21 protein-coding genes are annotated in these 24,941 nt (G+C 71.6%); 14 read left to right on the top strand and 7 right to left on the bottom strand.

Annotation, left to right across the window (positions count from 1 at the left end; translation table 11 throughout):
• Nucleotides 1–3 precede the first annotated feature (3 nt).
• The gene (locus ACH4YP_RS36855) at nt 4–3,393 is read left to right on the top strand and encodes a CHAT domain-containing protein (protein WP_398495279.1); all 3,390 of its coding nucleotides are present in this window, start codon (nt 4–6) and stop codon (nt 3,391–3,393) included.
• Between the two features lie 42 nt (nt 3,394–3,435).
• Here ACH4YP_RS36855 and ACH4YP_RS36850 read toward each other — a convergent pair whose 3' ends face one another.
• From ACH4YP_RS36850 to ACH4YP_RS36840, 3 genes are all read right to left on the bottom strand, one after another.
• Entirely contained in the window at nt 3,436–4,383 is a 948-nt protein-coding gene (locus ACH4YP_RS36850) for a hypothetical protein (RefSeq protein ID WP_398495277.1), read from the bottom strand.
• 9 nt (nt 4,384–4,392) lie between these two features.
• Nucleotides 4,393–4,794 (bottom strand): hypothetical protein, encoded by a 402-nt coding sequence (locus ACH4YP_RS36845; RefSeq protein WP_398495275.1) that lies wholly within the window; start codon nt 4,792–4,794, stop codon nt 4,393–4,395.
• Nucleotides 4,795–4,891: 97 nt separating this feature from the next.
• Complete coding sequence (locus ACH4YP_RS36840) at nt 4,892–6,103, bottom strand: CaiB/BaiF CoA transferase family protein (RefSeq protein WP_398495274.1); 1,212 nt, start codon at nt 6,101–6,103, stop codon at nt 4,892–4,894.
• A gap of 176 nt (nt 6,104–6,279) precedes the next feature.
• On the opposite strand from ACH4YP_RS36840, the gene ACH4YP_RS36835 reads away from it, so the two are divergent.
• From ACH4YP_RS36835 to ACH4YP_RS36810, 6 genes are all read left to right on the top strand, one after another.
• Nucleotides 6,280–6,774, top strand: coding sequence for a PaaI family thioesterase (locus ACH4YP_RS36835; RefSeq protein ID WP_361071707.1), 495 nt, complete (start codon nt 6,280–6,282; stop codon nt 6,772–6,774).
• 4 nt (nt 6,775–6,778) lie between these two features.
• Entirely contained in the window at nt 6,779–7,642 is an 864-nt protein-coding gene (locus ACH4YP_RS36830) for an enoyl-CoA hydratase-related protein (protein ID WP_361071710.1), read from the top strand.
• Nucleotides 7,643–7,735: 93 nt separating this feature from the next.
• Nucleotides 7,736–8,188, top strand: coding sequence for a MaoC family dehydratase N-terminal domain-containing protein (locus ACH4YP_RS36825; protein ID WP_361071712.1), 453 nt, complete (start codon nt 7,736–7,738; stop codon nt 8,186–8,188).
• Entirely contained in the window at nt 8,185–8,607 is a 423-nt protein-coding gene (locus ACH4YP_RS36820; RefSeq protein WP_398495271.1) for a MaoC/PaaZ C-terminal domain-containing protein, read from the top strand. Before ACH4YP_RS36825 ends, ACH4YP_RS36820 begins: the two co-directional genes overlap by 4 nt.
• Before the next feature lie 4 nt (nt 8,608–8,611).
• Nucleotides 8,612–10,087: a class I adenylate-forming enzyme family protein gene (locus tag ACH4YP_RS36815; RefSeq protein WP_398495269.1), complete on the top strand. Its 1,476-nt coding sequence runs from the start codon at nt 8,612–8,614 to the stop codon at nt 10,085–10,087.
• Nucleotides 10,084–11,211 carry a serine hydrolase domain-containing protein gene (locus tag ACH4YP_RS36810; protein ID WP_398495267.1) on the top strand — a complete coding sequence of 376 codons (1,128 nt, stop codon included), beginning with the start codon at nt 10,084–10,086 and terminating at the stop codon, nt 11,209–11,211. The genes ACH4YP_RS36815 and ACH4YP_RS36810 overlap by 4 nt, the downstream gene beginning before the upstream one ends.
• Before the next feature lie 88 nt (nt 11,212–11,299).
• On the opposite strand, the gene ACH4YP_RS36805 is transcribed toward ACH4YP_RS36810, so the two are convergent.
• Nucleotides 11,300–12,481 carry an amidohydrolase family protein gene (locus tag ACH4YP_RS36805; RefSeq protein WP_398495265.1) on the bottom strand — a complete coding sequence of 394 codons (1,182 nt, stop codon included), beginning with the start codon at nt 12,479–12,481 and terminating at the stop codon, nt 11,300–11,302.
• 98 nt (nt 12,482–12,579) lie between these two features.
• Entirely contained in the window at nt 12,580–13,380 is an 801-nt protein-coding gene (locus ACH4YP_RS36800; RefSeq protein WP_398495263.1) for a FadR/GntR family transcriptional regulator, read from the bottom strand.
• A gap of 169 nt (nt 13,381–13,549) precedes the next feature.
• Between ACH4YP_RS36800 and ACH4YP_RS36795 the strand changes: the two genes are divergently transcribed.
• Together ACH4YP_RS36795 and ACH4YP_RS36790 are read left to right on the top strand one after the other, a co-directional pair.
• Nucleotides 13,550–14,431 (top strand): enoyl-CoA hydratase-related protein, encoded by an 882-nt coding sequence (locus ACH4YP_RS36795; protein WP_361071728.1) that lies wholly within the window; start codon nt 13,550–13,552, stop codon nt 14,429–14,431.
• A complete protein-coding gene (locus ACH4YP_RS36790; protein ID WP_398495261.1) occupies nt 14,428–14,997 on the top strand; it encodes a DUF2889 domain-containing protein in 570 nt (189 codons plus the stop codon). Before ACH4YP_RS36795 ends, ACH4YP_RS36790 begins: the two co-directional genes overlap by 4 nt.
• Nucleotides 14,998–15,120: 123 nt before the next feature.
• On the opposite strand, the gene ACH4YP_RS36785 is transcribed toward ACH4YP_RS36790, so the two are convergent.
• Nucleotides 15,121–16,338: an acyl-CoA dehydrogenase family protein gene (locus ACH4YP_RS36785; protein WP_398495259.1), complete on the bottom strand. Its 1,218-nt coding sequence runs from the start codon at nt 16,336–16,338 to the stop codon at nt 15,121–15,123.
• A gap of 103 nt (nt 16,339–16,441) precedes the next feature.
• On the opposite strand from ACH4YP_RS36785, the gene fabG reads away from it, so the two are divergent.
• The 5 genes from fabG (at nt 16,442) to ACH4YP_RS36760 (ending at nt 22,002) form a co-directional block, all read left to right on the top strand.
• Nucleotides 16,442–17,188 (top strand): 3-oxoacyl-ACP reductase FabG, encoded by a 747-nt coding sequence (fabG, locus tag ACH4YP_RS36780; RefSeq protein ID WP_361072880.1) that lies wholly within the window; start codon nt 16,442–16,444, stop codon nt 17,186–17,188.
• 90 nt (nt 17,189–17,278) lie between these two features.
• On the top strand, nt 17,279–18,538 hold the full coding sequence (locus tag ACH4YP_RS36775; protein ID WP_361072877.1) for an acetyl-CoA C-acetyltransferase: 1,260 nt from the start codon (nt 17,279–17,281) through the stop codon (nt 18,536–18,538).
• Nucleotides 18,538–19,986: an OB-fold domain-containing protein gene (locus ACH4YP_RS36770; RefSeq protein ID WP_398495257.1), complete on the top strand. Its 1,449-nt coding sequence runs from the start codon at nt 18,538–18,540 to the stop codon at nt 19,984–19,986. The genes ACH4YP_RS36775 and ACH4YP_RS36770 overlap by 1 nt, the downstream gene beginning before the upstream one ends.
• A complete protein-coding gene (locus ACH4YP_RS36765; RefSeq protein ID WP_361072871.1) occupies nt 19,983–21,191 on the top strand; it encodes an acetyl-CoA acetyltransferase in 1,209 nt (402 codons plus the stop codon). The genes ACH4YP_RS36770 and ACH4YP_RS36765 overlap by 4 nt, the downstream gene beginning before the upstream one ends.
• Before the next feature lie 16 nt (nt 21,192–21,207).
• Complete coding sequence (locus tag ACH4YP_RS36760) at nt 21,208–22,002, top strand: glucose 1-dehydrogenase (protein ID WP_361912806.1); 795 nt, start codon at nt 21,208–21,210, stop codon at nt 22,000–22,002.
• 164 nt (nt 22,003–22,166) lie between these two features.
• Here ACH4YP_RS36760 and ACH4YP_RS36755 read toward each other — a convergent pair whose 3' ends face one another.
• Entirely contained in the window at nt 22,167–24,911 is a 2,745-nt protein-coding gene (locus ACH4YP_RS36755; RefSeq protein WP_398495254.1) for an ATP-binding cassette domain-containing protein, read from the bottom strand.
• Nucleotides 24,912–24,941 lie beyond the last annotated feature (30 nt).

Below are 24,941 nucleotides of genomic sequence, written 5' to 3'. Positions count from 1 at the left end.
GCCGTGTCCGACTTCTCCGGGACAGCGCTCGATCATGTGCGTGAGCGCCTGGAACGGTTCCGTGCCGGCGACACGGACGCGGTGTCGGGGGACGAGGCGGCCCTGGAAGCCTCCCGGGCGGTGGCCGTACGTCCCACCCCCGAGGGCGTCGCCGCGGTGGCCTGGCTGTACCAGTACCGGGCGCTCGCCGCCGGTGAACTCAGTGGCGAGGAAGCACAGTTGGCGTTCACCCTGTTCGGCAAGGTCGCCAGGGTGTTGCCGGGTGAACTGCCTCCGCACGTCGCCGACGGACTCGTCATGGCACACGCCGATCCCCACGGCCCCCTCCACCGCCTGGCGGAGACGGTGGCCCGGGCCGAACACCTGCTGGAGAACAGCGGGTCGAGCGGCAGCCCCGCGACGCTCGACCAGTCGATCGAGATGCTCACCAAGGCCCTCGACACCTGGCCGGCGGACGCCCCCAGACGGCACGACGCGCTCGGGCTGCTCGGCAGGGCGCTGCGCCGCCGGTACGCGTTCGACCCCGGGGAACTGTGGCGGCTGGACAACGCCGTCTCGGTCCTCACGGACGCGGTGACGGCGATTCCCGCCGGGGACCTGCTCGGCCACACCCACGCGCACGCCCTCTGCTCCGCCTGCCTCGACCGCTACGACTCGACCGGCGACCTGCGCGATCTGGAGGCCGCGGACCAGGCCAACGCCCAGGCGCTGAGGCTGGTCGTGGCCGGTGACCCGCAGCGGTCCCGGCTGCTGATCCAGCGCGCGGACGTCCTGCGCTCCCGCACCTCGGCCGGTGCGGACAGCCACTTGCTGGAGGAGGCCGCCGCCGTGTGCAGGGAGGCCGTACGCACGGTGTCCCACGACAACCCCGCCCGGCCCTACGTGCACGCGACGGCGGCGAACGTCCTCGGCGACCGCTACGTGTACGGACACGACCCGGCCGTACTCGACGAGGCGATCGACTGCTCCCGCGTCGCGATGGACGGGGTCCCCGAGGAGGACGACCGCGCCTCCGTCGTCGCGAACCACGGCCGGCTGCTCATGCTCCGGGCCCGGCACACCGGCGACCCGGCCGACCTCGGTGCCGCGGAGGACGCTCTCGCCACGACCGTCGGTGCGCTGCCCCCGGGCCACTCCGGACGCACCGCCTACCAGAGCGACCTCGCGGACACCCTGTACGAGCGCCACCGCGCGACCGGCGACGAGGCATGTCTGCGGGAGGCCCTCGAACACGCCCGCCAGTCCGTCGACTTCGCCGCCGAGAACGGCACGGTCGTACCCGCGCTGCTGAACAGCCTCGGACGCATCCTGATCGCGCGCTACGAGTCGATCGGCGACCCCACCGAACTGGCCGAGGGCGTCGAGCGGCTCCGGCAGGCGGAGGAGCAGTCACCGCCCGGCAGCAGAATGCGCGGCATCGCCCTGGTGCACCTCGGCAACGGACTGGTGCTGCAGGCAGCCCTCGCCGTCGGAACGGCCCGGCGGAACCAGGCCTATGCCGAGGCCATGACCGTACTGAACGCGGCGGTGGACGCCCTGCCGCCCGGCCCCGACCGCCAACTCGCGCTCAACAACCTCGCCACGCTGGTGCGCCGCCACGATGCCGACGACCGGCCGGACGCCCTGCGCAGGGCACACCGGGCCTTCCGGGAGATCCTCTCCTCCGCGGTGCCCGAGAGCCAGGCACACGAACTAGCGGCACTCAACCTGGCGTTGAACCTGCTGGACGAGCACGAGGCCGAGCCTGCGGCGGACAAGCGGGCCGGGGACGGGCCGCTGCGCGAGGCGGAGACACTGCTGCGCGCCGCACACCGGCGGCAGACGCCCGGGATGCACGCGTACGCCACCGTGACCTGCGCACTGGCCCGTTGCCTGGCCCTGCGGGCCACCGCCGACCGCCGGGGCGATCTGCACACCGAGGCGGTCGCGCTGCTGCGCTCGGTCACGGCGGCCGGTGACGGCTGCTCGCTCGCCGGCCGTGCCTCCGCCGCCAACCAGCTGGGCGTCCTCCACGCCGGCGCGGGCGAGTGGGCCGCCGCCGAAGAGGCCTACGCGGAAGGCATCGACCTGCTCTCCAGGGCCGCCGCGCCCCGACTCGGGCGTGCCGCGCAGGAGCGCAACCTCGGCGCCTTCTTCGGCCTCGCCTCGGACGCCGCCGCGTCCGCGCTGCGCGCGGGCCGTCCCGCGCGCGCCGTCGAACTGCTGGAGAAGGGCCGGGGACTGCTGCTTCCCACCCCGCACCAGGACCCGCGGCCGAGCGCCGAGCACCCGGTCGCGGACGGTCGTACCGTGGCCGTCGTCAACATCGGCCGACACCGCTGCGACGCGCTGATCGTGCGCGACGGGGCGGTCACCGTCGTCCCGCTGCCGAGGCTCAGCCACGCCGCGCTCAGCCGCCAGGCCGGCACCTTCCTCTGGGCCGTGCAGCGGTCCCAGGACCCCGGGTGCCCCCGCGAGGACCTGTACAAGGCCCAGCACGTCGCGGTTCCGGGCGTCCTGCGCTGGCTCTGGCACACCACCGTGCGTCCGGTGCTCGACGCCCTCGGCCTGACCGCACCCGCCGGCCGGGGCACGCCCTGGCCGAGGATCTGGTGGTGTCCGACCGGCCTGATGTCCTTCCTCCCGCTGCACGCGGCGGGTGACCACGGTTCCCTGTACGACGGGTCGACGGGGGACGGTGCCCTCGACCGTGTCGTCTCCTCGTACACGCCCACGTTGCGCACGCTCGCGGCCGCCGCCCGGCGGGCCGACGCCCTGCGAGGGCGCGCGGACGGAGGGCGCTCGGCCGGAGGTCCCGAGGACGGCGGGCTTCTCGTGGTGGCGCCGGAGGCGCCCGGCACGGCGGGGCTGCCCCAGGTACCGCGTGAGGTCGACGCGATCCGGTCCCATCACCCCGGCAGCACCGTGCTGTTCGGCGCCCAGGCCACGAAGGAGCGGATCCTTCAGGAGATCCCTCGGCACACCTGGTTCCACTTCGCCGGGCACGGGACACAGAACGCCGAGGTGGCCGACAGCGCGAGCCTGCTGCCCCACGACTACCTGTCCGGCGGACACCGCATCGGACTGTCGGACCTGGGCGAGCTGTCCCTGGACGGGGCACAGCTCGCGTTCCTCTCCGCCTGCCAGACCGCGGTGGGCCACCTCACACTGGCGGACGAGCACACGCACATCGCGGGACTGCTCCAGGCCATGGGCTTCCCGCACGTCGTCGCCACCCAGTGGACGGTCCGGGACGGCGCGGCCGCGGAGGTGGCCGCGGAGTTCCACCGGCTGGCGGCGCTGCACGGCAGTACCTTCGATCCCGCGTCCGCGCTGCACGCCGCGGTGCGGGAGATCCGGAACAACCGTCCCCAGCCGTACGAGTGGGCGCCCTTCGTGCACTTCGGGCCGTAGGGCGGGGGCCGGCCGGACGTCCGGGCCCCGGCCGGTCGTCCGTCAGTCGCCGGGATCGAAGACCAGGGCGGGGTCGTCGGAGCCGCGGTACACGTACGCCGTCAGACGGAGACCGGCGGCCGGTTCGTCCGCCGCGTTCGCCGGGAGCGGGTGGCGGAGCGCGCGGTAAAGCTCACGGCGGTGCAGGTCGAACGCGACCTGCAACAGGACCGCGTAGTCCTGGCAGGCGCGCGGCAGCCACCATCCCCAGGCGGCCGGCGTGAAGAGCAGCGCCGACAGCGCCCAGGGAGTCCAGTACACGGCGGGCAGCACCAACAGTGCCCACAGCCCCGCGGCGACCGCGGCGTCCAGCCGCTGCCGGGCGACGGAGAGATCCCGCTGGAAGGCCTCGGGCAGCAGGGTCCACAGATGGGGCCAGAGCAGTACCGCGTCCAGGCCGTACTTGTGGTGGGGCTCGGCCTCGGTGGCCCGCAGGATGTTCCCGACCCGCGTCGGCATGGTCAGAGCAGGGTCGCGCGGACTCCATCGCAGCCGCGCCTCCAGCCTGGCGTACTCGGCGCGTTCCGCCGCGCTGAGCGGCGCCGCTGGTCCGGCGGCCGGCGGGGCCGCCTCCAGACGGTCGTACAGCACCCTCCACTCGGCGGAGTCGGTGGCACGCCGGCGGGCGTGCCCCGCGCACAGCCGCTCGCTCACGGAGGACAGGAATCGGGGCCAGTAGCCCTCCAGCAGCCGCAGCGCGGGAAGCGTCAACTGCCGCATGAGCAGGCCGGATGCGGCGAGCCCGACGAGCGCCACCAGCAGCAGCGCGATCTGTTCACCGGCGCGCATCGCCCCCACGGTGTCCAGCCGTCCCGCCAGGGCCTGCCGGGGGTGCCGCTGTCCGGCGGCCCAGGCCAGCACCATGACCAGCCAGTACACCGCCGATGCCAGACCGGAGGCGAGCCACCGCTCGACCAGCTTCCCGGCGGCCGCACTCCAGAAGGTCGGCACGGCGCCCCGCTACGTTTCGCGGCTGAGCGGGCGGGTGCAGCCGGAGCATCGTGGCACCGGTTCGCCCATGAAACCGCGCGTCCAGGTGTCGGGACTCGCGCACGCCGGGTTCTTGCAGATGAACCTCGTGGCCGAGGTGGCGGGCATCATCCCGCCCGCGAGTGGCTGGTACCCGCTGCCGACGGGCAGCCTGCTCTGCTCGTAGGGCGGACACAGTCTTGCCTCGACCCAGGATCGGACGCGGAGGTCGGCGTGCAGGGCGCGACGCAGTTCCTCGGTCCCTCCGGTGCGGGCCGAGGCGGCCAGCGCGCGGTGGATGTCGCCCGCGATCCGGGGAGCGTCCGCGCCCACCAGCCTGGGCAGCAGTTCGAGCACTTCCTTGGCGAGCTCCGCCGACACCCGGTCGTCCATGCTCCGCCTCCCCCCTTGCTGGTGCGCGTACCGAGACGCAAGTCTGGCAGCTGTCCCGGTGCCCTGTGGGGTGATCGCCGGTGCTCATGAGGAACCCTCAGACGACACCCCGGGCGCGCAGACCTTCGAGTTGACTCTCCGTCACCCCGGCGAGTCCGGCCAGGACTTCGGCGGTGTGCTCGCCCAGTGCCGGCGGCGGGGCGTAGCCCTCGACCGGCGTCGCGGTGAACCGGATCGGGTTGGCGAGCAACGGCACTCGCCCCGACACCGGGTCCTCGGCCTCCACCAGCATCTCCCGGTGTTGTATCTGCGGATCGGCGAAAACCTCGGGCAACTCGTTGAACGGGCCTGCCGGGACGTCGTGTTCGTCGAGTACGGCGAGCCAGTCGTCCCGGGTGCGGGTGGCCAGGATCGCCTCCAGCACCGGCAGGATCTCCTCACGATGGGTGATCCGGGCGGAGGTCGTGGCGAAACGGGTGTCCTGGAGGAGGTCGGTGCGGTCGGCCGCCGTGCAGAACGCGGCGAACTGCTTGTCGTTGCCCGCGACGAGGAACAGCGGCTTGTCCTTGCACCGGAAGGCCTGTGACGGGATCCCGCCGTAGCCGCCGTTGCCGCGCCGCTGGGGTACCTCGCCGGAGATCAGGTAGTTCATCGCGAAGTGCGACAGCGAGGCGAGCCCGCAGTCCAGCAGGGAGAGGTCGATGAACTGGCCCTCGCCGGTGGCGTCCCGGTGTCGCAGTGCCGCCAGAACGGCCGTGGAGGCGTACAGCCCGGTGAGGATGTCCACCATGCTGACCCCGACCTTCATCGGCTCGTCGGGGTGTCCGGAGACGCTCATCATCCCGGACATGGCCTGGAAGATGCCGTCGTAGCCGGGGCGGGCGGCGTACGGGCCGGTCTGGCCGAAGCCGGTGACCGACAGGTACACCAGGCGCGGGTTGAGCTCGCGCAGGCTCTCGTGGTCGAGGCCGTACTTCGCCAGCGTCCCCGCGCGGAAGTTCTCGACGACGACGTCCGAGCGGGCGGCGAGGGCGCGGATCAGCTCCTGCCCCTCGGCGGTGGCGTGGTTGACGGTGACCGACCGCTTGTTGCGGTTGCAGGAGAGGTAGAAGGCGGCCGTGTCCGTGCGGTCGCCCTCGGGGCCGGCCGCGAAGGGCGGGCCGTACGTCCGTGAGTCGTCGCCCGTCCCGGGGCGCTCGACCTTGATCACCTCCGCGCCGAGGTCGGCGAGCAACTGGGTGGCCAGCGGGGCCGCGAGGATGCGGGACAGGTCGAGAACGCGTACTCCGGCCAGGGCGGTCGACGGCATCGAGGGGCCTCCCTCTGGGGGAGTGCTCCGTGCCGGAGCACCCCGTGACGAGCGAGCTAATGAGTTATATAAATAATACATCTGGAGCTCGGGTTCGTCCCGTACGATTGCTTCAACTATTCAATTCATGTAACTATATCGATCGGCCGGATAGGCCGAGACCGGAGGGCGTGCGGATGACCGTCGCGGCGAGGACCCTCACCGACCAGGAGCAGCGCGAACGCCGTGCGTGGTTCCGGGCCCGCTGGGAACGCGGGGTCGCGTTCAACCGCAACTGCCGTATGCGCATGCTCCGTTGGGACCCCGACGGCGTAGAGGTGGCGCTTCCGTACGCCGAGGCCCTCTCCGCCCACGAAGGCGTCTTCCACGGCGGAGTGATCTCGGCGCTCATAGACACGGCGGGCGCCGGAGCCGTGATCGCCGGGCACGACTTCCAGAAGGGGAGCCGGCTCAGCACCGTGTCGATGTCGGTCCAGTACCTCGCGCCCGCCCGGGGCCGGGAGGCCGTCGCCTTCGCGCGGTGTGTCAGACGGGGCCACCGACTGCACTTCGCCGACGTCGACGTGCGGATGCCCGACGGACGCATCTGCGCCCGGGGCCAGCTGGTGGTGACCATCTCGGGGGAGCGACCGGGCGTCGGTGACCCCATCGAACCGCTGACCGAGGAGTGACGTGATGCCCGAGGAGCCCACCCAGGACCGGGACCAGGATCAGGACCTGGTGCTCTACGAGGTCGACGAGGACGGCGTCGCCACCGTCACCCTCAACCGGCCCGAGCGCAAGAACGCGTGGAGCATCCCCATGGAGCGCCGCTTCTTCGCGCTCCTCGACGAAGCCGCCGAGGACCCGGCAGTCCGGGTCGTGGTCATCACGGGCGCGGGCCGGGCGTTCTGCCCCGGCATGGACGTCCAGCGGCTGGAACAGAACGCACAGCCGGGCCAGTCCCTCAACCTCCAGGCCCGCGTGCCCATGTACAGCAGGCGCAACATGCCGAAGCCCATGATCGCCGCCGTCAACGGCGCCTGCGCGGGCATCGGCCTGGTCCAGGCACTCATCTGCGACGTCCGCTTCGCCGCCCGCGGGGCCCGCTTCACCACCGCCTTCACCCGCCGCGGCCTGGCCGGCGAGTACAACATGCCGTACGTGCTGCCACGCGTCGTCGGCCTGGAGAACGCGCTCGACCTGCTGCTGTCCGGCCGGGTCTTCGACGCCGACGAGGCGAAGCAACTCGGCCTCGTCAGCCGCGTCGTGGAACCGGCGGACCTGCTCGACGCCGCCCGTTCCTACGCCCGCGACATCGCCCGCAACTGCTCGCCGCGCGCCATGGCCGTCGTACGCCACCAGGTGTACGGCGACCTCGACCGCGACTTCACCGGGGCGCTCGCCCGCTCCTACTCCGCCATGGAGTTCTTCGCGGGCTCGCCGGACTTCCGCGAGGGCGTGGCCAGCTTCGTCGAGAAGCGGGAGCCGAAGTTCGAGGGACTGCCTCCGGACTTCGACCCGGACGAGGCCACCCGCGACGCCTTCCTGCCGTACTGACCCGACGTACTGACCTGCTGCCGTACGACGCGCGGTACCGACCGTCGTACCGCCTGCCGAACCGACCGCCTAACCGACCGAGGAGACTGGACGATGACAGGGCAGCCGTTCCCCGTCGAGGCCGGGCACATCATGATGTTCGCCCGCGCCATCGGCGACGAGACCCCGGCCCACCGGGGCGAGACCGCACTCGCGCCGCCCACCTTCACGATGGCGAGCGCCCAGTACGACCCGGACCATCGCCTGCGGCCCAGGCCGGACGAGGAGTGGTTCGGATCGGGAGGCGGTCCCGGCGTGATGCCCGAAGGCGGCGGCGGGCTGCACGCCGAGCAGCACTTCGAGTACCACCGCCCGGTGCGCGCGGGGGAGACCCTGTACGCGACCACCGTCCCCGGACGCAGCTGGGAGAAGCAGGGCCGCACCGGCCGCCTGCTCTTCAGTGAGCGCGTCACCGAGTACCGGGACGCCGCCGGCGAACCCGTCGTCAGTGCCCGGACCGTGGCCGTCGTGCCCGAGGGCCCGGCAACCCCGAAGGACGCACGATGAGCCTGAGCGCGGACGGCATCAAGGTCGGCGAGACCCGGGAGAGCGTGCTGGTCGAGGACCTGAAGCGCACCCGGATCGTGCAGTACGCGGGCGCGTCGGGCGACTACAACCCGCTGCACACCGACGAGAGGTTCGCCACCGAAGTCGCGGGCTACCCCGGCGTGTTCGCCCATGGAATGCTCACGATGGGCATGACCGGCCGGGTCCTCACGGACTGGGTCGGCACCGAGGCGCTGCTGACCTTCGGCGTGCGCTTCAAGGCCCAGGTCTGGCCCGGGGACACCCTGACGGCCACGGCGACCGTCGAGTCCGTCGAGGACACCCCGGCCGGACCGGTCGCCCACTTCTCCGTGCGCACCGTCAACCAGAACGGCGCCGAGGTGGTCACCGGCATCGCGGCGGCCCGGCTGGAGTCCTGAACCGGTGGGCGGCACGCCGAAGGCCGTAGCGGGACCCACCTGGACCGCGATGGTGAACCGTGCCTACGACCACGCGCGCCCCGCCGTCCGGTTCCGCGACCTGAGCTGGACGGGACGCGAACTCCTCGACCGGGCGGGCGGTGCGGCCGATCTGCTGGACACGCTCGGCCTCGCCCCCGGGGAGCCGGTGCCCGCGCTGATCGCCACCTCCGCCGACGCCCTCGCGCTGGTGATCGGCGGTGCGGGATCGGGCCACCCGCTCGCCCCGCTCGGCGTCCGTGCGACCCCGTACGAGATCGCGGCGGTGGTCGAGGCATCGGGGTCACAACTCCTCCTCGCCCAGCCGGAGTTCGCCGAACTCGGTGAGCATGTCGGCCAACTGGTCGGCTGCCCGGCCGTCGTGGTCCCCGAACTGCGGCCGAGCGGCCGGGCGTTGACCGCCGAGCCCGACGCGCTCGCCGCCGTCCTGCACACCTCGGGGACGACCGGCACCCCCAAACCCGTACCCATGACACAGCGGCGGCTGGCGGCCCGCGCACACGTCAACGGCCGACTCTGCGCGCTGGACCCCGACAGCTTCTACGGCGGCAGCGCGCCCTTCCACCACATCGCGGGCCTCGGCAACATCGCCGTCGCCCTCGCCGCCGGCGCGCTGATCACCGGCCTGCCCCGCTTCACCGTCGAGGGCTGGGCCCTGCTGCGGGAGCTCGGCACCAGCCACACCAGCATGGTCCCCGCGATGCTGGAGACACTGCTCGCGGCCGGTCAGGCCCGCCACGAAGGGCTGCGCGTCCTCCAGTACGGCGGCGCGCCCATCCGCCCCGGCACACTGCGGCGCACGTACGAGGCGATGCCCGGTGTCCGCATGCTCAACATGTTCGGCCAGACCGAGGGCTCGCCCATCAGCGTGCTCACCCCCGAGGACCACCGCGAGGCGGTCGCCGGACACACCGCACTGCTGCGGTCCGTCGGACGGGCCGCCCCCGGTGTCGAACTGCGGGTCCGCGACGCGGGGCCGGACGGGATCGGCGAGATCCACGCCCGCGCCGACCATCTCTTCCGCGTGGACGACGAGGGCTGGCTGCACAGCGGCGACCTGGGCCAGGTGTCGAAGGACGGCTACCTCTACCTGTCCGGCCGACGAACCGACATGATCATCCGAGGTGGCGAGAACGTCCACCCGCTGGAGGTGGAGACGGTTCTCGCCGCGCACCCCGGCATCGCGGACGTGGCGGTCACCGGCACGCCGGACGACCGGCTGGGCCAGACCGTCGTCGCCTTCGTCGTACCGTCCCACCGTGACGACCCACCGGAACCGGCTGCCCTCAGGACGTACGCCCGCGACCGCCTGTCCGGGTTCAAGGTGCCCGTCCGCTGGTGGTTCGTGGACGAGCTGCCGCGCAACGCCAACGGCAAGGTCGTACGCCGCGGCCTGCGGGAACCGCCGGAGAACACCGCAGAACAAGGGAGACTCGTATGACGCCCGACCACTCCGTCGTCGCCCCGGAGAGCGTCGGCGTCGACCCGCACCGGCTCGACGTCCTGCTGCGCAGGATCCGGCTGGAGGTCGACCACGGACCGCTGCCGTCCGCGCAGGTCGCCGTCGCCCGGGGCGGCCGGCTGGTGGCCTTCGAGACCTGGGGCGACGCCCGACCGGATACCCGGTACGTCCTGCAGTCCGTCGGACGGTCGATCGTCGCGGGCGCCGTGTGGAAGCTGATCGGCGACGGACTGCTGGACGTGAGCGAGCAAGTCGCCGCGATCATCCCGGAGTTCGCGCCCAACGGGAAGGAGGCCGTGACGGTCGAGCAGGTCCTCACGCACACCGCCGGCTTCCCCTTCGCGCCGCTGGGGTACCCGAAGATGCTCGACCGTGAGCAGCGGCTCGCCGCGTTCGGCCGCTGGCGGCTCGATTCCCCGCCGGGCAGCCGCTTCCAGTTCCACCTCACCTCGGCGGCCTGGCTGATCGCCGAGATCGTCGAGCGGCGTACGGGCCTGGCCTTCGCCGAGTACCTGCACGAGCGGATCACCCGCCCGCTGGGCCTGTCCTCGATCGAGCTCGGCGTTCCCGTCGACCGGCAGCCCGGAACCGTCGCCCCGATGCTCGCCACCGACCGCACGGACGACGGCCAGGACCCCGACCCCTGGGGACCCTGGTACCTGTCCGACCCGCGCGTGCTCGCGGCCGGCGAGCCGAGTCACGCGCTGGTCGCCACCGCCGCCGACGTCGCCCTGTACTTCCAGGCGCTGGAGCACTCGGACCTGTGGAAGCCGGAAGCGGTGGCGGAGGGCACCCGGATCCGCCTGACCGAGCACCCGCACGGCGAGCAGATCTACGGGGGCGGCAGTGGGCGGCGTACGAGCATGGGGCTGTTCGTCACCGTGGCAGGACCGGACGCGGGCAGCCAACTGCCCTCCACCGGCTCACCGTTGCTCTTCGGCAGCGCCGGCGCCGCGTACCAACTGGGCTTCATGGACCCGGAGTCCGGCCTGTCCTTCGCCTGCCTGAGCAACGGCTATCCGCTCGCGGGCTACGACCACTCGTGGCGCGGCACGGCCCTGCTCACCAACCTGGCCAACCTCGCGGCCGATCTCGCCGACTGAGCGCGGACCGAATCTCCGAGTGGCATGTCCTACTGACTGAGCCCGGTACCGACATCGGTACCGGGCTCACTCACGTCGACCGCCAGGCTCAACGGCTGATCAGCTGCTGGGCGTTGTTGTACATGATGTCGTCCTGGACCGACTCGTCGAGCTCCGCGAGGAGCTTGCGGTAGTCGGCCGGGTTGGCGATGCCCTCCGCGTGCGGGAAGTCCGAGCCCATCACGATGGACTCGTGATAGCCGAGCCGCTTCACCAGGCTCGGGATGTCGTCCTCCGGGTAGGGCACCACCCGGATGTGCTTGCGGAAGACCTGGCTGGGACGCTCGGCCAACTGCCCGCCGATCCAGGGGCCGTTGCGGCCCATGCCGCGGCTCTTGTCCATGTGGCGGACGAAGTGCGGCACCCACTCGGCGCCGAACTCGGACACCAGGACGTTGATGTCGGGGAAGCGCCCGAAGAGGTTGTCGAAGATGAGCGCCGACAGCGTTTCCTCGATCGGACGCTGGCCGTAGGTGTTCATCCACTGCCACGCGGACATCCGGAAGTGGATCGGGCTCGCGTCGTGGCCCCAGGCCGGGGCGACGTTCGAGTTGTAGTAGAACTCGCTGATGTGGTAGCAGACGCTGGCCTTGGCCTCGTTGACCAGTTTCCAGAACGGGTCGAAGTACGGGTCCCCGGGCGAGCGGCCGTACTGCGGGCCGGTCGGCAGCATGATGAACCGGGCGCCCTGCTCCAGCACGAACTCCAGCTCCTTCACCGCACTGTCCAGGTCGCGCAGGGACAGCAGGGCGGGGGAGTAGATGCGGTCTTTGTGGTTGAAGCCCCACACCTCGTTCATATAGCGGTTGAACGAGTGGTAGTTGGCGTAGAGCGGTTCGATGCCCTGTACGTACTCCTCGGCGACCAGCGCCCAGCCGCCCGGGTAGATGATCGTCTGGTCCAGGCCCTGCTCGTCCATCACGCGCAGCCGGGCGTCGCGGTTCTGGTACGACTCGTGCATCGGCTCGAACTGGTACGTCTCGTCGGGGTTGCCCGAGGCCATCGCCTTGAGCATCTCCTTGAGCGAGCCGGGCCGGTAGACCTGCCCGAACTCCGGTTCCAGACAGACCACGATCCGGTCGCCGGCGAGGATGACCTCACGGCCGTCCGGCAGGGTCACCGGGGCCACTGCCTGGCCCAGGAACTCCTTCGGAAGGTAGCGCGTGAAGGAGTCCCGCTCCTCGTACATGTGCTGATCGCAGTCGAAGATCCGCTTGCGCTGTTCGGCCATGGCCGTCGCCTCCACCCTGAAGCCATTCAGTACGCCTCCTATAATTATCTAACTATTTGGAGAACGCAAGAGAGGATGGGAGGCGGGTGTTCGGGCGGTCAGTCGATGAGCTCCAGAACCGTCTTCGGGCCCAGTGCGTTGACGACGTCGTCGGCGCTGGAGATGTGCCGCTGCCACAGCTTCTCGGCCTCGTCCGCCTTGCCGGCCTCGATCAGGCCGACCAGCCGGACGTGCGCCCGGTGCCCCTTGAGGGCCTGCGTCTTCTGCGTCTCGGCGTCGGTGGCGGCCGCGGTGTACGAGGCGTTGGCCCGGTCGATGATGTTGCGCAGCATGCCGCACAGGAGGATCAGGGTCTGGTTGCCGGTGAGCTCGACCAGCAGGGCGTGGAACGCGTCCTGCGCGTCCACCAGGGCCAGGGGGCTGTCCAGGACGGACTTCTCGGCCGCCACCGCGTCGCGCAGCCGCTTGATGTCGTCCGGCGTGTGCTTGGTGGCGACCTGGCGCGCGCACGGCGGCTCGATCAGGGCCGCCGCCCGGTAGACGTCCCCGAGGGTCGCGCCGCGGTACTCCAGGATCAGGCCGGCGAAGCGGGCCGCGACGTCGGAGTCGGGCGCGCTCACCCTGGCGCCGCCGTGCGCTCCACGTCGGACCGTGATGAGGGACTCCGACTCCAGGACGCGGAAGGCCTCGCGCAGGGTCGGCCGCGAGATGCCGAACTGCTCCATCAGCCCCGACTCCGGCGGCAACGCGTCGCCGGGCTTCAGCTCACCTCGTACGATCTGGCGGCGCAGGTGTCCGGCGACCAGTTCGGCCGTCTTCGGTACGCGCACCTGGCGTCCGACGGGGCCGCGGGAGGGCGCGGGCACGATCGGCGTTTCTGCGCGGGCTGCCTCAGCCACGGTGGGCTCCTCATATAGCAAAATGAATCGTCTTAGTGCATCGAGGGTACCAGGTCAAGGGGTGAGTGATCTTGTCCGTGCGGGACTTGGTCTGGCGTCCGGGCCGCCGTTGGGTATATAGATGATTCATCTAGCTATAAATCCAACGCGGGCCCGTGGAGTGACCTCGATGACCGAGAACCCGACCCCGGTGATCCTCACCGAGCTGACCGACGACGGGGTCATGATCCTCACCCTGAACCGGCCCGAGCGGCACAACGCCTGGACGCTGGAGATGGAGCTGCTCTACAACGAGCTGTTCGACCGCGCCGAGGCGGATCCGGCGGTTCGGGCCGTCGTGCTGACCGGGGCGGGGCGCAGCTTCTGCCCCGGCATGGACATGAGCGTGCTCGACGCGGCGTCCTCCGGCGCGACCCCGTGGCCGACCGACCAGCTGCCGCCGCGCACCCGGCCCATGTCCTTTCCGAAACCCCTCGTGGCGGCCGTCAACGGCGCCTGCGCCGGAATCGGGTTCAACCAGGCGCTGATGTGCGACGTGCGGTTCGCCGTACCGGACGCCAAGTTCGCCGCCGCTTTCAGCGCGCGCGGCCTGGTGGCGGAGGACGGCGTGTCCTGGATCCTGCCCCGGCTCGTCGGTTACGGGAACGCGAGCGACCTGCTGCTGTCCTCACGCCGGATCACCGGCACGGAGGCCCTGGTGATGGGCCTGGTCAACCGCCTGGTCGAGCCGGCGGAACTGCTCCCGACGGCGATCGCGTACGCGACCCGGCTGGCCTCCTCTGCCAGCCCGTACGCGATGTCCCTCATCAAGCGGCAGCTCGCCGACGACCAGTCGCGGAGCTTCACCGAGAGCCGCGACAGCGCGGCCGCGCTGCTCGCCACGGCGAAGCGGGCGCCGGACTACCGCGAGGGCGTACGCAGCTTCATCGAGCGACGACAGCCGGAGTTCGCGGGCCTCGGGGCGACATCGGCGCAGGAGGCATCCCCGGCGCAGGAGAGCTCCCCGGCACCGGAGACATCTTCGGTGCTCCGGGAGGAGGCCTCGTCATGACGCGAACCGAACTGCCGCTGCACCGGCGCACGATCACTGTGTCCGCCTACGAGGAGGACGGCGACGAGATCTCCGTCGAGGCGGTGCTGTGTGACGAGCGGCCCCGGGCGGAGGTGCCGGCTCATGTCGTCCACCGGATGGTGCTCGTCGTGCGTGTCCGCCTCTCCGACATGGTCGTGGTGCACGCCGGCGCGGACATGCGCACCTTCCCGCATGCCGAGTGTCCGCTGATCAGCCCCGTCTTCGACGGACTTGTCGGGCTGAGCGTTGCCGCCGGGTACAACCGGGCGATCCAGGAGCGGTTCCGAGGCGTGTCCGGCTGCTCGCACCTGTATGAGCTGGCCCGTGCCCTTGGCCCCGCCGTCGTCCAGGCGGCCATCTCGGCGAACGCGCGTCGGCGTGATGCCGGTGAGCCGTCCCATGATCCGCGCTCCACGGCGGGCGTGCTGAACAGCTGCCACATCTGGGCGCCGGGCGGGGTGGGGCTGCGCAAGCTCGATGCGGGGTGGCGGCCGGGGGAGGGTCCGCGGCCGGTTCCGGGGGTGGAGGCGTTCGGAGGGGCGTAGGTGAGTTTTCGCCCCAAACGCCGGACGGGCTGAAATTCAGCCCCTCCGGCGTTTGAGGAGCGGGGGTTCGGGGGCGGAGCCCCCGAGTGGTGACGGGAACGGGTAGGGGCGGCGGGGGCGAGATCAAGCCCTCGGCTCGCGCGGAAGCCCCAGTACCTTCTCCGCGAGGATGTTCCGCTGCACCTGGGACGTCCCGGCGTAGATCGTGCCGGAACGGGCGATGAGGTAGGTCGTCGACCAGGACGCCGAGGAGTTCGCGGCCCCGGGATCATCGGCGCGATACGTACGCAGGGGCGGCCTCCCGACCGGCACCTGCCCGTGCAACCCCATGATGTCCATCGCCAGGTCGGTGGCCTTGGTGTGGTACTCGCTCCAGTACAGCTTGGCGATCGACGTCTCGGGTCCGGGCTCGGCGCCCTTGAGCCAGCCGGTGAGGATCCGGTAGCCGAGAAAGCGCATGATCTCGACCTTGGACCAGCACCAGGCGATCCGCTGCCGGATCACCGGATCCTGGTCCCTGCCGTACAGGCGGGCCAGCTCGACGAGGCGTTCGACCTCCGCCCGGAAGAGGATCGGGTTGGTCGCCGCCTCCTCCCCGCGCTCCACGCCCAGCAGGCTCTGCGCGACCGTCCAGCCGTTGTCGACACCGCCCACGACGAGGTCGGCCCGGGTGCGGGCGCCGTTGAAGAAGACCTCGTTGAAATGGAGCTGGCCGCTCATCATGCGGAACGGCCGTACCTCGACACCGGGTTGGTCGAGCGGCACGAGGAGGAACGAAATGCCGCGGTGCTTGGAGGCGTCGGGGTCGGTGCGGGCCAGGACGAAGATCCAGTCGCTGTGGTGGGCGCCGGAGGTCCACACCTTCTGCCCGTCGATCACCCACTCCTCGCCGTCGCGCACCGCGCGCGTCCTGAGGGAGGCGAGGTCCGAGCCCGCGTCCGGCTCGGAGTAGCCCTGACACCAGGTGTCCTCGCCACTGAGGATGCGCGGCAGGAAGTGACTCTTCTGTTCCTCCGTACCCCAGCGCAGCAGCGTGTTCGCCAGCATCTTCACGCCGAAGGTGTCCTGCGGCAGACCGAACGGCACGCCCGCCAGGGCCAGTTCCTCCATCAGGACGACCTGGTGGAGCTTGGACAGGCCGCGCCCGCCGAACTCCTCGGGCCAGGTGAGCGAGAGGAAGCCGTGCTCGGCGAGCCGTCGCCGCCAGTCGCGGGCGAAGGCCCAGGCGGCCTCCTCGTCGAGGGCGCCGATGCCCTTCCAGTCGGCGGGCAGGGCGTCGGCGAGGTACGCCTTCACCTCGGTGCGGAACGCCTCGGTCTCCGGGGGATAGGTGATGTCCACCTGTAGTGCCTCCTGCGCTCGGCCGCCCCATCGCGGTATTGATTGTTTCAGTGTAATAGGTTATCTATTTAAGAGGAATAGCGACGAGCCAGGGCGGGCTGACATGGGACTGCTGGACGGCAGGAACGCTGTGATCACCGGCGGCGCACAGGGCATCGGCTTCGAGATCGCCGGCGTGCTCGGCGGTGCGGGCGCGTCCGTCGTCATCGGTGACATCAACGAGGACGCCGCGGCGGACGCCGCCGAACGCCTCGCGAAGAACGGGGTGGCCGCCACCTCGCTGCGCTGCGACGTCACCGACGAGGACGAGACGGCCGCTCTCGTCGCCCATGGCACCGACGTGTTCGGACCGGTCGGCGTCATGGTCAACAACGCCGGGATCACCCGTGACGCGACCCTGCGCAAGATGGCCCTCGCGGACTTCCGCGCCGTCGTCGACGTCCACCTCACCGGCGCCTGGAACGGCACCCGGTACGCCGCCGAGGCCATGCGCGCCCACGGACAGGGCGGCAGCATCGTCAACATCTCCTCCATCGCCGGCAAGGTCGGCAACTTCGGGCAGACCAACTACAGCGCGGCCAAGGCCGGACTCGTCGGCCTCACCAAGGCGTCCGCCAAGGAACTGGCCCGGGCCGGCATCCGCGTCAACGCCGTGCAGCCCGGCCTCATCCGCACCGCGATGACCGAGGCGATGCCCCAGGCCGCCTGGGACGCGAAACTCGCCGAGATCCCCATGGCCCGCGCGGGCGAACCCGCCGAGGTCGCCCAGGTCGTCCTCTTCCTCGCCTCCGGCATGGCGAGCTACATCACCGGAACCGTGGTCGAGGTGACCGGCGGCCGGTACATGTGACCTCGTCCACTCCGTGCCAGGTCCCCTAGTGACCAGTCACCTCTTGACCCGTCCCCTCCTGCCCCGTACCCCTCATGAAAGGCACGACGGATGCCCGCCCTCTTGCGTGACGCGGTGATCTGCGAACCCCTGCGTACCCCGGTCGGTGGCTACGGAGGCGTCTTCCGCGACGTGACGGCGGCCGAGCTCGCGGCCACGGTCGTACGCGCCGTGCTGGAACGCACCGGCATACCGCCCGCCGCCGTCGACGACGTCCTGCTGGGCCAGTGCTACCCCAACGGCGAGGCCCCGGCCATCGGCCGCGTGGCCGCCCTGGACGCGCGACTGCCCGTCGAGGTGCCGGGGCTCCAGATCGACCGCCGCTGCGGCTCCGGGCTGCAGGCGGTCATCACCGCGGCGATGCAGGTGCAGACCGGCGCGAGCGACCTGGTGCTGGCCGGTGGCGTCGAGTCCATGAGCCAGGCCGAGTTCTACACCACCGACGTGCGCTGGGGAGTACGCGGCGCGGGCACCACGCTGCACGACCGGCTGGCCCGCGGCCGGGTCACGTCCGGCGGCGTCAACCACCCTGTTCCCGGTGGCATGTTGGAGACGGCCGAGAACCTGCGGCGCGCGTACGGCATCCCCCGCGAGGAGCAGGACGAACTCGCCCAGCGCTCGCACGAGAAGGCCGTCGCGGCCCAGCGGGAGGGCCGGTTCGCCGACGAGATCGTGCCCGTCACCGTACGTACCCGGAAGGGCGAGACGGTCGTCGACACCGACGAACACCCGCGCCCCGGCTCCTCGTTGGAGAAACTGGCGTCGCTGCGTCCCGTGCTCGGCCGACAGGACCCCGAGGCGACCGTCACCGCGGGGAACGCCAGCGGGCAGAACGACGGTGCCTCGATCTGTGTCGTCACCCATCCCGAGCGTGCGGCCGAACTGGGGCTGCGCCCGCTGGGCCGCCTGGTCTCCTGGGCCGTCGTGGGCGTACCGCCCGAGACGATGGGCATCGGACCCGTGCCCGCCACCGCCAGGGCGCTGGAACGGGCGGGTCTGAAGCTCGCCGACATGGACCTGATCGAACTCAACGAGGCCTTCGCCGCCCAGGTCCTCGCCTGCACCCGCGAATGGGCCCTGACCGAGGCCGACTTCGACCGCTTCAACGTCAACGGCTCAGGCATCTCGCTGGGCCACCCCGTCGGAGCCACCGGCGGCCGCATCCTCGCCACCCTGCTGCGCGAACTGGACCGCCGAGGGGCCCGCTACGGCCTGGAGACCATGTGTCTCGGCGGCGGGCAGGGCCTGGCCGCGGTCTTCGAACGGCCGACGCACGCACACAACGCGCTCAACGCTCCTGGAGGACGCTGATGGCCGGACTGATCGCATATGGCGCGTACGTGCCGTACCACCGCCTGGCACGAACGGATGTCGCCGCGGTACTGGGCACCAAGGCGGGCAAGGGGACCCGGGCGGTCGCGGGCTACGACGAGGACACCACCTCCATGGCCGTCGAGGCGGCCCGCGGAGCCATGGCCCTCGACGGGCTGCGCCCCCGCATCGGGCAGCTCTTCCTCGCCACCGCCGCGCCCGCCTACCTCGACAAGACGAACGCGACCGCCGTGCACGCCGCGCTCGGCCTCGACGAGCACGTCCTCGCCGCCGACATGGCCGGCTCCGTACGCTCCGGCCTCGGCGCCCTGGTGACCGCGGCCCGTTCCCCGGTCCCGACCCTGGCGGTCCTCTCCGACCTGCGCACCGGGCTGCCCGGCTCATCCGACGAGGCCGCGGGCGGTGACGGCGCCGCGGCGTTCGCGTTCGGCGGCCACCGCAACGGGGCGCCCGTCATCGCGGAGCTGCTCGCCCACGACACCGTGAGCGACGAGATCCTCGAACGCTGGCGGCTGCCCGGCTCACCCAACTCCCGCGTCTGGGAGGAGCGGTTCGCCGAGGAGATCTACGTGTCCCTGGCCGGCAAGGCGCTCGGCGCCGCGCTCGACCAGGCGGGCCTGGACATAAGCGTGATCGACCATTTCGTCGTCTCCGGACTGCACGCGCGGGCCTGTGCGACCGTGCGGCGCACGGCAGGCGTACGCCCCGAGGCGGTGACCCCGGACCTCACCGGGGCGATCGGCAACGCGGGCACCGCCCAGCCCGGACTGCTCCTCGCCGACGTCCTCGACCGCGCCCGACCGGGCGAGACCATCGCGCTGGTCGTGCTCGGCGACGGCGCCGGAGTCCTCCTGCTGCGCACCACCGAGGCGCTGACGACACACCGCGGCGCCCGCCCGGTCGCCGCCCAGATCGCCGCGGGCAGCGCCCCGGTCCCGTACGCCACGTACCTCTCCTGGCGCGGGCTCCTCGACCGGGAGCCGCCCCGCCGGCCGGACCCCGAGCCGCCCTACGCCCCGCCCGCGCACCGCCGGGGAGGCTGGAAGTACGGCTTCGTCGCCTCCCGCTGCGAGAAGTGCGGCACCCGGCATCTGCCGCCGGACCGGGTCTGCGTGACCTGCCGGAGCGTGGACGCCATGACCGACGAGCCGATGGAGCACGTGCGCGGCACCGTCGCCACCTTCACCGTGGACCGGCTCGCGCACACGCCGAGTCCGCCGATGCTCGTCGTGGTCGTCGACTACGACGGCGGCGGCCGGTTCCGCTGCCAGCTCACCGACGCCACCGAGGCCGACGCCGTCATCGGCGCCCGGGTGGAGATGACGTTCCGGCGCACGGTCACCGCGTCCGGCGTCCACAACTACTTCTGGAAGGCCCGGCCGGTGCGCACGGGCGACACCGACCAGACCGAGGAGACACACGGATGAGCTCGCACGGAATCCGGGACCGGGTCGCGATCGTCGGCATGGGCTGCACGACCTTCGGTGAACACTGGACCCGCTCGGCCGACGACCTGCTGATCGACGCCGTCGGCGAGGCCGTCACCTCGGCCGGTATCACCATCGACGACATCGACGCGTTCTGGCTCGGCACCCAGGCGTCCGGCGTCTCGGGCCTGACCCTCAGCAGGCCGCTGCATCTGCAGTACAAGCCGGTCACCCGCCTGGAGAACATGTGCGCCACCGGCTCCGAGGCGCTGCGCAACGCCTGTTACGCGGTCGCCTCAGGCGCGTACGACGTGGCCATGGCGGTCGGCGTGGAGAAGCTCAAGGACTCCGGGATGTCCGGGCTCTCGGGCACCACCATGCCGGGCGCGGGCGACGACAGCCGCGGCGAGATCACCGCGCCCGCCAACTTCTCCCTCCTCGCACCCGCCTACGCCGCCAAGTACGGCCTGTCGGAAGAGGAGTTGAAGGACGTCATCACTCGCATCGCCTGGAAGAACCACGTGAACGGCGCCCGCAACCCCCGCGCCCAGTACCGCAAGGAGGTGCCGCTGGAGCGCATCCGGTCGGCGCCGATCGTCGCGGGCATGCTCGGCGTGTTCGACTGCTCGGGGGTCTCCGACGGCTCGGCCGCCGCGATCGTCGTACGGGCCGAGGACGCCTACAAGTACACCGACAGGCCCATCTTCGTGAAGGCGCTGTCCTTCGTCGCGGGACCGGCGGACGGGCTCCTCGACCCGGAGTACGACTTCACCACCTTTCCCGAGGTCGTCGCGTCCGCCCAGGAGGCCTACCGGCAGGCCGGAGTCACCGACCCGCGGGCCGAGATCGCGCTCGCCGAGGTCCACGACTGCTTCACGCCCACGGAGCTGGTGCTGATGGAGGACCTGGGCTTCTCCGAGCGCGGCCAGGCATGGAAGGACGTCACCAGCGGGGCCTTCGACCTGGACGGCTCACTGCCGGTCAACCCGGACGGGGGACTGAAGGCCTTCGGTCACCCCATCGGAGCGTCGGGCCTGCGCATGATGTTCGAGGCCTGGCTCCAGCTGCGGGGCGAGGCACCGCCGGAGCGCATGGTCCGGACACTGGCAGAAGGGCGATCGCTGGCCCTCACGCACAACCTGGGCGGCGGGCCGGGCGAATGTGTCTCCTTCGTGTCGGTGGTCGGAAACCAACTCACCGATTGAGAAAGGCGGTTCGGTCATGGGACGACTGGACGACAAGATCGCGATTGTCACCGGAGCCGCGTCCGGTATCGGCGCCGCCACCGCACGCCGCGTGGCGGCCGAGGGCGCGCACACGGTCGTGGCCGATCTGAACCTCGACGGCGCCAAGGCGGTCACCGAGGAGATCCGTGCCGCCGGAGGTTCCGCGACCGCGGTCCCGGTCGACCTCGGCGACATCGAGAGCGTACGGGCCATGGTGGACGCGGCGATCCAGACGTACGGCGGACTCGACGTCCTGCACAACAACGCGGCGGCCACCCACCTGGCCGCCCGCAAGGACCTCGCCGTGCTGGAGGCCGACCCGGCGGTCTGGGACGACACCATGCGCATCAACCTCCGCGGGACCATGGTCGCCATTCAGGCCGCGGTCCCGCACATGGTCGCGCGCGGCGGCGGCTCGATCATCAACACCTCGTCCGGCGCCGGGCTCGCGGGCGACCTGCGCAATCCCGCGTACGGCGCCTCGAAGGCGGCGCTCATCAACCTCACGCAGTACGTCGCCACCCAGTACGGCAAGCAGGGCGTGCGCTGCAACGCCATCGCACCGGGCTTCATCGTCACGCCGGCCAGCTCCGGCTCGGCGCACGGGGCGATCCGTGAGGCGATGCTCCGCCACCACCTCACGCCGCGTCTGGGCGAGCCGGAGGACGTCGCCTCGGCGGTCGTCTTCCTCGCCTCCGACGAGTCCGCCTTCATCACCGGGCACACCCTGCGGGTGGACGGCGGCCTGCTGGCCCACCAGCCGTACGTCGCGGACCTGCGGGACGCGTAACCGCGAGGCGAGCAGACCATGGGCCGGAGGGGTGGTTCCCCTCCGGCCCACGGGCATGTGCGGAACCGCGCCCCGAAAGGGGCGCGGAGCTGTATCGATCGCCGGCTTCGCGGCGGGGCACGACCGGCCCCCGTGGGGGCCGGTCCGCATGTCCAGCGGCGCGCTCAGACGGCCTCCTCGGGTGAAAGGTCGCCGAGGTAGGCCGCCCGCACCGCGGGATCGCCGCGCACCTCCTCCGGCGTGCCGACGCAGATCCGGCGGCCGAAGTCGAGGACGACGACCTCGTCGCAGACGCTCATGACCATGTCGACGTCGTGCTCCACGAGCAGCACGCCCATGCCCCAGTCCTCGGCGAGCCGCCGGACCAGCTGGGCCAGCTCCCGGGACTCGTCGTCCGACAGCCCCGCGGCCGGTTCGTCGAGCAGCAGGACGGACGGCGAGGTCGCCACCGCGCGGGCGATGGCCAGCAGCCGCCGCTCGCCGTACGACAGGTCGCCCACCGGCCGGCCCAGCGCGGCCTCCAGCCCGAACTCCCTTACGGCGACGAGTACATGGGCGGGCAGCGGGCGGCTGCCGGGGCGCACCAGGTCCTTGAGGTAGGCCCACGGTCCGGGCCGGTCGCAGGCGGCGTAGAGGTTGTCCAGGACGCTCATGTCCTCGAACAGCTCCAGGGACTGGAAGGACCGGCTCAGCCCGGCTCCGGCCCGTCGGTGCACGGGCAGGCGGGTCACGTCCCGGTCGCCGAGGCGGACACTTCCGGACGCCGCCCGGGTGAAGCCGGTGACGGCGTCGATGGCGGAGGTCTTGCCGGCGCCGTTGGGGCCGATGAGACCCACGACCCGGCCCGGCTCGATGTCGAAGGAGAGGCTGTCCACGGCGACGACCCCGCCGTACCGCACGGTCAGGTCCCGCACGTGCAGGGGGAGCCCGGGGGCGCGGTGCGTGGCCTGCGAAGGGGCTGCGGGGTGCACGTCCGGTGCGACCGGCTCGTCGCCCGCTCCGGTGTCCTGCGCGGCGACGGTGCGCTTCGGGGCTCGCTTCGGGAGCAGTCTGCGCTCGGCTGCCGCCACTTGTTTGCCGGCCTCCCGTCCGATGCCGTCCTGGTTGCCCACCAGGGTCAGCACCAGGATGATCCCGCCGATCAGCGGCATCCACTCGCTGAGCCCGGGCAGTACCAGGTCGCCGAAGCGGGCGCCGACCGTGCCCGCGGCGAAGGTCGCGGCGAAGAGCGGTCCTACGAGGAAGCCGACGCCGCCGATGACCGCGAGCCCGAGCGCGGTGATGGACTCGAAGCTCGCGAAGTCGGCGAAGACCACCGACGTCGAGCGGAAGCCGGTGAGCACTCCGGCGAGCGCGGCGATGGCCGCGGACAGACCGAAGGCGTAGAGCTTGGCCGCGCGGACGTCGATGCCCAGGGCCGCCGCGGCCCGCTCGTTCGCCCGCACCGCGATGAGCCGGCGGCCGGTTCTGCTGCGGCGGACGTTGGCGACCACGAGGGTGGCGGCCACGAACATCACCAGCACGACGGCCGCGTACCGCTGCGGATGGTCGACGCCGGAGATGCTGATCCCGAAGAGCGTCTGCTTGCCCACCGCGATGCCGTCGCTGCCCGGTGTCGTGGACAGGTCGGTGTTCTGGAAGACCATCGTCTCCAGTGTGGTGCCGAGCCCGAGTGTGATGATCGCGAGGTTGACCCCGCGCGTGCGGACGGCGGGAAGGGCGAACAGCAGACCGATCGGCACCGTGCCCAACACGCCTGCGAGCAGGGCGAGTTCGAACGGCCAGCCCCAGTCGGCCGCCGCGTGCCCGGCGATGAAGGCGCCGGTTCCGGCGAGGGCGTACGCCGCGAGGGAGACCTGTCCCGCGTACCCGGTGACCACGATGATCGACAGGATGATCAGCGAGAGCACCAGGGTGTTGGTGATCGCGTCGGCCCACAGCGGCGAGGACAGACCGATCAGCAGCAGCCCGGTCACGACGGCGAGCGCCAGCGGCACCGGGCGCACCCTTCCGGTGCCCAGGGCGGGCAGCCGCTCCAGGAACGTGCCGCGCAGCGGCAGGGCCCGGCCGCGGACGACCAGCATGAGGGCGATGACGAGGAAGGGCACCGAGGCGGCGAGCCCCGTGACGTCGGAGCCGAAGCGGGTCAGTTCGGACTGCACGACCCCGATGACCAGGCCGCCCGCCAGAGTGACGGGGAACGACGAGAACCTGCCGACCAGCGCGGCGGCCAGCGCGCTCAGCAACAGGGTGGTCAGACCGGTCACCGACAGGCCGATGACCGGCACGATCAGGATGCCCGTCAGACCCGCGAGGGCCGAGCCGAGTCCCCAGTTGGCGGCGGCGATCAGGTCCGCGGACCAGCCCAGTGAGGCGGCCACGCCCTGGTTCTCCGCGACCGCGGTCGTGCCCAGGCCGAACAGGGTGCGCTTGTAGAGGGCGTGCAGGGCCGCGGTGACGGCGACGGCGATGCCGAGCAGCCAGATGCGGTCCTCGGAGACGGTCGCGCCGGCGATCTCCACCAGCCCGGACGGCAGCTTGGCCGGTACCAGCTGCACGCTGTCGCCGTAGCGTTTGACCGCGACGGCGGTGAGCACGATGAACACCGCCAGGGTGCCGACCAGGCGCGCGAGCGAGGACGCCCGGCGCAGTGGCCGGATCACCAGCAGGTGGGTGAGCACCCCCAGCAGCGTGGACCCGAGCACCCCGCAGGCGACGGCGGGCCAGTACGGCACACCGTGGTTGACGGCCAGCTCCCACTGCACGTAGGCGCCGGCCATGCCGATCGCGCCGTGCGCGAAGTTCAGGACGCCGGAGCCCCGGTAGACCAGCACGATCCCGTGCGCGGTGAGCGCGTAGAGCGCACCGAGCCCCAGGCCGAGCAGTGCGAAACGCAGGATGTCGTCCACGTGAAGAACCTCCCAGGGCCTTACTTCTCA

It is taken from the genome of Streptomyces sp. NPDC020747 (genome assembly GCF_044334695.1).
Classification (GTDB): domain Bacteria; phylum Actinomycetota; class Actinomycetes; order Streptomycetales; family Streptomycetaceae; genus Streptomyces.
This window is presented reverse-complemented; position numbering and strand designations above follow the sequence as displayed.